Genomic DNA, 6,546 nt, shown 5'->3' on the forward strand with positions numbered 1-6,546 from the left:
CCTTCTGGGCCGCCCACCACTGGTACTAAGCCATGCCCAACAAACACACCCACACGAACGGGCCCGGTGCACACGCACCGGGCCCTTCGTCATGCTCATCCCTGCCCGAGCGGCGAACATAACCACACCGCTGCCGCGCACGACCCGACTATTGGGTACTCCTCCGACGAATGGCGCTGCTACAGCGCCTGCGGGTGACGACGGAAGGGCAGACGATGACCGACACTCCCGCTTGCTGCACACCTGGACGCCGTGCCGATGCGCCCGACGGGCCCGCGCTTCCCCGGCCGGTGGCAGGACCTGTCGACCTGTCCTCGCACCTCAGCCGACTGGACGGCGGCTGGTTCAGCATGGGCAGCGACGACGCTCTGTCGTACCCGGAGGATGGTGAGGGCCCGGCACGGCGGGTGCGGGTGAGCCCCTTCGCTCCCGATCCGTGCTGTGTCAGCAACGCGTACTTCGGTGCATTTGTGGACACCACCGGCCATGTCACCGATGCCGAGCGATACGGGGCCTCGTTCGTTTTCGGCGGCCTGCTGCCCGACGACTTCCCGCCCACCAGGGCAGTCGCCGCCGCCCCCTGGTGGCGCGAGGTGCTCGGCGCCGACTGGCGGCACCCGGAAGGCCCGGGTTCGGACCTGGCCGGGCGCGAGAATCACCCGGTGGTACATGTGTCGTGGAACGACGCGATCGCGTACTGTGCCTGGGCCGAACTGCGGCTGCCCACCGAGGCGGAGTGGGAGTATGCCGCCCGTGGCGGGCTCGAGCAGCAGCCCTTCCCGTGGGGAGACGAGCTGCTTCCCGGTGGGCGGCACCGGATGAACGTCTGGAACGGCTCCTTTCCCGACCGCAACACGCGCGAGGACGGCTATCTCGGAACCTGCCCCGTCGATGCCTTCGATCCCAACGGCTACGGCCTCCACAACACGACCGGCAACGTCTGGGAGTGGACTGCCGACCGGTTCAGTACGGGGCATGCCGCAGGCCCCTGCGAGGACCCGGCGGGGCCGACGACCGGAACGGCACGCGTCCTGCGCGGCGGCTCCTACCTGTGTCACGCCTCGTACTGCCGCCGCTACCGGGTCTCCGCGCGGATGGCCAACACACCGGAGTCCTCCACCGGCAACATCGGCTTCCGCTGCGCCGGTTCAGCCTGATCGCGGCCTGTGCCGGGCACCGTGCAGTGGCAGTGGCAGTGGCAGTGGCAGTGGCAGTCACGGGCTCGGCCATCTTCGACGCAGGGTACGAGGCGCTGCGCGAGGAGACCCTGGCCCGGCAGAAGGAGATGGGCCTCGTCCCGCAGAACACCGAGCTGCCGCCGCTCAATCCGATCGGCACCCCGGAGACCCGCACCGGCCCAGAGGGCCAGCCGTTCCCGCCGCTGGACTACACCCGCCCCTGGGACACCCTCTCCGACGAGGAGAAGCGGCTCTTCGCCCACATGGCCGAGGTGTACGCGGGCTTCCTCTCGCACTGCGACGACCAGATCGGTCGCCTGCTCGATTATCTGGAGGCGGCCGAACAGCTGGACAACACCATCATCGTGCTGGTCTCCGACAACGGAGCCAGCGGCGAGGGCGGCCCCAACGGATCGGTCAACGAGAACAAGCTGGCCAACAGCGTTCCGGACGACCTGGCCGAGAACCTGGCCATGCTGGACGAACTGGGCGGCACCAAGACCTACAACCACTACCCGAACGGGTGGGCGATGGCCTTCAACACCCCGTTCAAGATGTGGAAGCGGTACTCCTTCAACGGCGGTACCTGTGACCCCTGCATCATTTCCTGGCCGGCCGGCATCAAAGCCCGTGGTGAGACTCGCGACCAGTACCACCACGCCACCGATCTGGTGCCGACCCTGCTGGACTGCCTCGGTCTCGAACTCCCCGAGACGGTGAAGGGCTACACCCAGCACCCGTTCGAGGGTGTGAGCATGCGCTACAGCTTCGACACCGGCAGCATTCCGACGGCCAAACACACGCAGTTCTACTCGATGCTCGGCACCCGGGGCGTCTGGCACGACGGCTGGAAGGCTGTCACCACCCATCCCGCCATCAGTGGCTGGAGCCATTTCCCGGAGGACACCTGGGAGCTCTACCACACCGCCGACGACCGTGCGGAGCTGCGCGACCTCGCCGCCGAGGAACCCGGCAGGCTCGCCGAGCTCGTCGGGTTGTGGTTCCACGAGGCCGGCTCCCACCAGGCGTACCCGCTCGACGACCGTTCCGCCGTGGAGATCTTCACCACCCCGCGCCCCCAGCTCGCAGCGCCGCGCAACCGCTACGTGTACCGCTCCGGAGGCGCACAGGTCCCGGAGTCGGTCGCGGTAAGCGTCCGCGGCCGCTCCTATTCGATCGGAGCGCTGGTCGACCTGCCCGGTCCGGGAGCAGCCGGTGTGCTGTTCTCGCACGGTGGCCGGTTCGGCGGGCACGCCCTGTACGGCAAGAACGACCGGCTGCACTACGTCTACAACTTCCTCGGTAGCGAGGAGCAGCGGATCAGCGCGACGGAGGACCTGCCGATCGGCCGGAACCTGATCCTGGCCGCCTCGTTCGACAAGGACAGCGAGGACCCGCCCGGTACCGCCCACGGGATCCTCAGTCTCTACTACGGTGACCGCAAGGTCGGTGAGGGCCGGATCAGGACACAGCCCGGCAAGTTCAGCATCGCTGGAGAGGGCCTCAACGCCGGCCGCGACGCCGGTGATGCCGTCACCGAGGACTACCCCGGCACCCGCCCCTGGGCCTTCACCGGCGGGACGCTGGACCGGGTGGTCGTCGACGTCAGCGGCGAATCGTTCGTCGACCTGGCACGGGAAGCCGCCGCCATGCTGTCCCGCGAGTAGCGCCGACGGCCTTCCCGCCGCCCGGGCCGATCGAGGAGCTCCGAGCCGATCCTCACCCGCGCAGGGTGAGGCGGCCGGGCGGAACGCGACCGCAGGGTGGAGGCAGCACCCTCGTCGCGAGGTCCTACCGGCAGGAGAGAGAGACCATGAACTGCGCGTTGCCGAACCTGGCTTCGGACTATCCCGTGCTGAACCTGTTCTGGACCATCTCGGAAATCTTCCTGTGGGTCCTGTGGTTCATGCTGCTCTTCCGCGTCTTCGGTGACATCTTCCGTGACCACGAGTTGGGCGGCTGGGCGAAGGCGGGTTGGGTGTTCCTCACGATCGTTCTCCCGTTCATCGGCGTCCTGGTGTACCTGATCGCCCGCGGCAAGGGTATGCATGCGCGCGAGGTGCAGCGGGCGCAGCAGAGCGAGGAGGCGTTCCGCACCTACCTGCGCGCCACTGTCGGCACGACCGGCAGCACCGACGAGCTGGCCAGGCTCGCCGAGCTGAAGAACCGGGGCGACATCACGGACGAGGAGTACGAGCGCGCGAAGGCCAAGATCCTGGCCTGAGAAGTCCCGAGGCAGCCGCGGACCTGCAGGAGAGCCTGAACGCGGTGGCCGGGGATCCTTTAGTCAGGCGGGCCGGATCGGGGGAGTGACGGCCCGTCAGATGGCCTTGGCCGCCAGGGTGAGGGTGGCCTGGGCGGTGTCGAGTTCACCGGTGATCTGGGCGCGAAGGGTGGGGAGCAGGGTGAGGGCGGCGTGGGCGGCGTCGGGGGTGGGGGAGGGGTCGGTCTGGGCGGCGGTGATTGCGGTGCGCAGCGGCATCGTGGTCAGTGCGGTCTCCCAGGCGGTGCGGTGGACGCCATCCGCGTAGCGGGCCGTCAGGAACTCCAGGGGGTCGAGCGCAAGCCCGTCCGTCTCGCCGGGTGCGGCCAGGCGGTGGCTGGGCAGCAGCCAGGCGATGCCGTCCCGGGCGATCAGGTCGAAGGCGCGGCTCTCGTCCGGTACCGCCCATTCGCCGTCGCCGGTGGTGGCCGCGGCGAGCAGGCGGTCCAGCATCGCCTGCTCGCGCGGGTCGGTAGTGCGTTCGGGGTGCGGCCGGTCGCCGATCACCTGTTCCAGGTGGTAGCGCTGACCCCAGCTGCCGACCCAGCGCCGCATCGCCCCCGCCCGGGTCTCCCGGATCGCCGCCAGTGCCAGTGCCCGGGTGGTGAGGTCGCGCCGGATCAGCACCGGTGTGGTGGTGCCGTCCTGGTCGAGTGCGGTGCGGACCTCGGTCACCGAGGGGCCGTCGTACCAGCGCATGGTCCAGCTGCGGCGTTCGGAGTCGTACCAGGTCTCGATCGGGGCCCGGTAGTGGGTGCCGAGCCGCTCGGCGAGGCGGCGCAGGCGTACCTCATGGGAAGGGGTGGGGGTGGGCATGGGCAGCACAGTAGCGAGTGGCGGGGTGCGTGGCGTGTAACGACGCCGAGGGCCGGCCCGGGCCCACCCGCTGTGATCGCTCGGACGGGTGAGGCGCGCCCGTCGTGACCCCAACATGCGTGCCGGCCGCTCGAATCGGTGAACCGGCCGGGTTCGGCGTGACCTTGATCGTTCCTTCGCAGTTGCCCCGTTGTCCGAGTGCATATATGCGATGGAGTGATCTGTGGACCTGTCTACCAATCAGTCGCCCGCGCCCGAGGAACGTCCGGAGGTCTCCCGGCGGACCTTGATCGGTTCGGCTGCGGCGGTGGCCACCGTGGCGGGGGCCGCCGGGTTCGCCGGAAGGTCGGCGATGGCGGCGGCACCGATGGCCGCACCCGGCGGCGGTGCCGACGAGAACCAGTCGCGGGACCTGGCGCGCAAGATGCTGATGGTCAGTGACGACGAGCAGCACGACCTGACGCTGGACTACCTGAAGGTCCTGATCGACGGCAAGCTGCCGCCCCGGGCCGCGCGCAAGAAGGTCCTGGTGGTCGGCGCCGGGGTGGCGGGCATGGTGGCCGCGTACCTGCTCAAGCAGGCCGGGCACGAGGTGGTGGTGATCGAGGCCAACGCCAGCCGGACGGGCGGGCGGGTCAAGACCTTCCGGGGCGTCTTCGAGGACAAGCAGCTGCACGCCGAGGCGGGCGCGATGCGGCTGCCGGACTTCCACCCGATGGTGCTGGCGCTCTCCGACAAGCTGGGCATCAAGCGGCGCCTGTTCTACAACGCCGACGTCACACCGGGCGCCGAGCCCACGGGCGATGTGCCACCGGTGGTCTACCGCTCCTTCACCGGTGAGACCTGGACCAACGGTTCGGACAACGGCAGCTTCAAGCCGCCGACGGCCAACTTCCGTACCAGCGTCGCCGTCAACGGCGAGCGCAGCACCCGTGCCGCGTACCTCCAGTCCCCGAACGCGATCAACCGGACCTTCGGCACCGATCTGGACACCACCACCTCGGCCGCCGTCGACGCCGCGTTCAAGAGCGTCACCGTGCCGGACGGTCCGGTAGCCGACCGGCTGGCGGCCTGGACGAAGATCTTCCAGAAGTACGCCGACTACTCCACCCGCCGCTTCCTGGCCGAGGTGGCCGGCTGGGACCGGAACCGGATCCAGGCTGCCGGCACCCTGGAGAACATGACCTCGCGCCTGCACTACTCACTGGTGCCGACGCTCATCGACCACGCGGTGATCAGCCCGACCAACCGCTACTGGGAGCTGGAGGGCGGCACCGCCGTCCTCACCGACAAGCTCGCCGAGCAGCTCAAGGGCGAGCTGCGGATGGGCCGCCGGATGACCCGTCTCCAGCAGACGGACAGCGGTGTGCGGATCGAGACGAGTGCCGAGAGCGGGGACGAGGAGTCCTGCGACGGCGCGCCGGTCGCCCCGACGGAGGTCTTCGAGGGCGACTACGCAATCGTGACCATCCCGTTCAGCGCGCTGCGGTTCTGTTCGATCGAGCCGCTGATGTCATACCAGAAGCGGCGTGCCATCACCGAGTTGCACTACGACTCGGCGACCAAGGTGCTGCTGGAGTTCAAGAAGCGCTTCTGGGAGGAAGGCCCGAACGGCTTCACCGGCGGCGGCTGTGTCTCCGACAGCGCCAGCCGGTTCACGTACTTCCCCTCGCACTCGCCGCAGGGCTCGCCCGGCGGCGTGGTGCTGGCCGCCTACACCTGGTCGGACGACGCGATGCGCTGGGACTCGCTGACGCCGGGCGAGCGGTATGCCTTCGCGCTGAACGACATGGAGCGGCTCTTCGGGCCGCGCGTGCGCAGCGAGTTCACCGGGGTGGGCGCCACCCAGTCCTGGGCGAGGGCCCGTTACGCGCTGGGCGAGGCGGTGATGTTCACTCCGGGCCAGGTGCACGAGCTGCACCCGGCGGCGCGGACCGTCGAGGGCCGGGTCCACTTCGCCGGTGAGCACACCAGCCTGAAGCCGGCCTGGATCGAGGGCGCGCTGGAGTCCGCCGTGCGGACCTTCCTGGAGGTGCACCCTCGCTGACTGCGGTAGTGGTGGTGGTCCTGCCCCGCGCTGTGTGCGGTGCAGGACCACGCGGGATCGGCGCGGGCGGACGGTGACTCAGGCGAGGGTGCCGATCTGGAGGGTGCCGTTGCTCAGGCCCACGCTGTAGAAATCGAAGATCCTGCCGTTGTTGTCGATGTTCTTGGCGTGGGCTTGCCAGGTGCCGTCGGGGTTGCGGGTGCGGTCCCAGACGGTGCCGTTGGTGAGGGTGAGGACGTGGA

At 69.4% G+C, this 6,546-nt stretch carries 5 protein-coding genes; 4 read left to right on the forward strand and 1 reads right to left on the reverse strand.

Features of this window, described 5'->3' with window-relative positions:
* Positions 1 to 290 precede the first annotated feature (290 nt).
* From P3T39_RS36915 to P3T39_RS36925, 3 genes are all read left to right on the forward strand, one after another.
* On the forward strand, positions 291 to 1,157 hold the full coding sequence (locus tag P3T39_RS36915; RefSeq protein WP_348534429.1) for a formylglycine-generating enzyme family protein: 867 nt from the start codon (positions 291 to 293) through the stop codon (positions 1,155 to 1,157).
* Positions 1,158 to 1,201: 44 nt separating this feature from the next.
* Positions 1,202 to 2,845, forward strand: coding sequence for a sulfatase-like hydrolase/transferase (locus tag P3T39_RS36920; protein WP_280703701.1), 1,644 nt, complete (start codon positions 1,202 to 1,204; stop codon positions 2,843 to 2,845).
* A 146-nt stretch (positions 2,846 to 2,991) separates the two neighbouring features.
* Positions 2,992 to 3,402: an SHOCT domain-containing protein gene (locus P3T39_RS36925; RefSeq protein WP_280703702.1), complete on the forward strand. Its 411-nt coding sequence runs from the start codon at positions 2,992 to 2,994 to the stop codon at positions 3,400 to 3,402.
* Positions 3,403 to 3,498: 96 nt separating this feature from the next.
* Here the strand turns inward: P3T39_RS36925 and P3T39_RS36930 are convergent, their stop codons facing one another.
* Positions 3,499 to 4,257: a hypothetical protein gene (locus P3T39_RS36930; protein ID WP_280703703.1), complete on the reverse strand. Its 759-nt coding sequence runs from the start codon at positions 4,255 to 4,257 to the stop codon at positions 3,499 to 3,501.
* Between the two features lie 223 nt (positions 4,258 to 4,480).
* On the opposite strand from P3T39_RS36930, the gene P3T39_RS36935 reads away from it, so the two are divergent.
* Positions 4,481 to 6,304 carry an FAD-dependent oxidoreductase gene (locus P3T39_RS36935; protein ID WP_348534430.1) on the forward strand — a complete coding sequence of 608 codons (1,824 nt, stop codon included), beginning with the start codon at positions 4,481 to 4,483 and terminating at the stop codon, positions 6,302 to 6,304.
* The last annotated feature ends 242 nt before the right edge of the window (positions 6,305 to 6,546 follow it).

Origin of the sequence: Kitasatospora sp. GP82, from assembly GCF_029892105.1 — a bacterium.
Classification (GTDB): domain Bacteria; phylum Actinomycetota; class Actinomycetes; order Streptomycetales; family Streptomycetaceae; genus Kitasatospora.

Coding starts and splice junctions, on each gene's coding strand:
- P3T39_RS36925 (WP_280703702.1), top strand. CDS start 2,992: ATGAACTGCGCGTTGCCGAACCTGGCTTCGGACTATCCCGTGCTGAAC.
- P3T39_RS36930 (WP_280703703.1), bottom strand. CDS start 4,257: ATGCCCACCCCCACCCCTTCCCATGAGGTACGCCTGCGCCGCCTCGCC.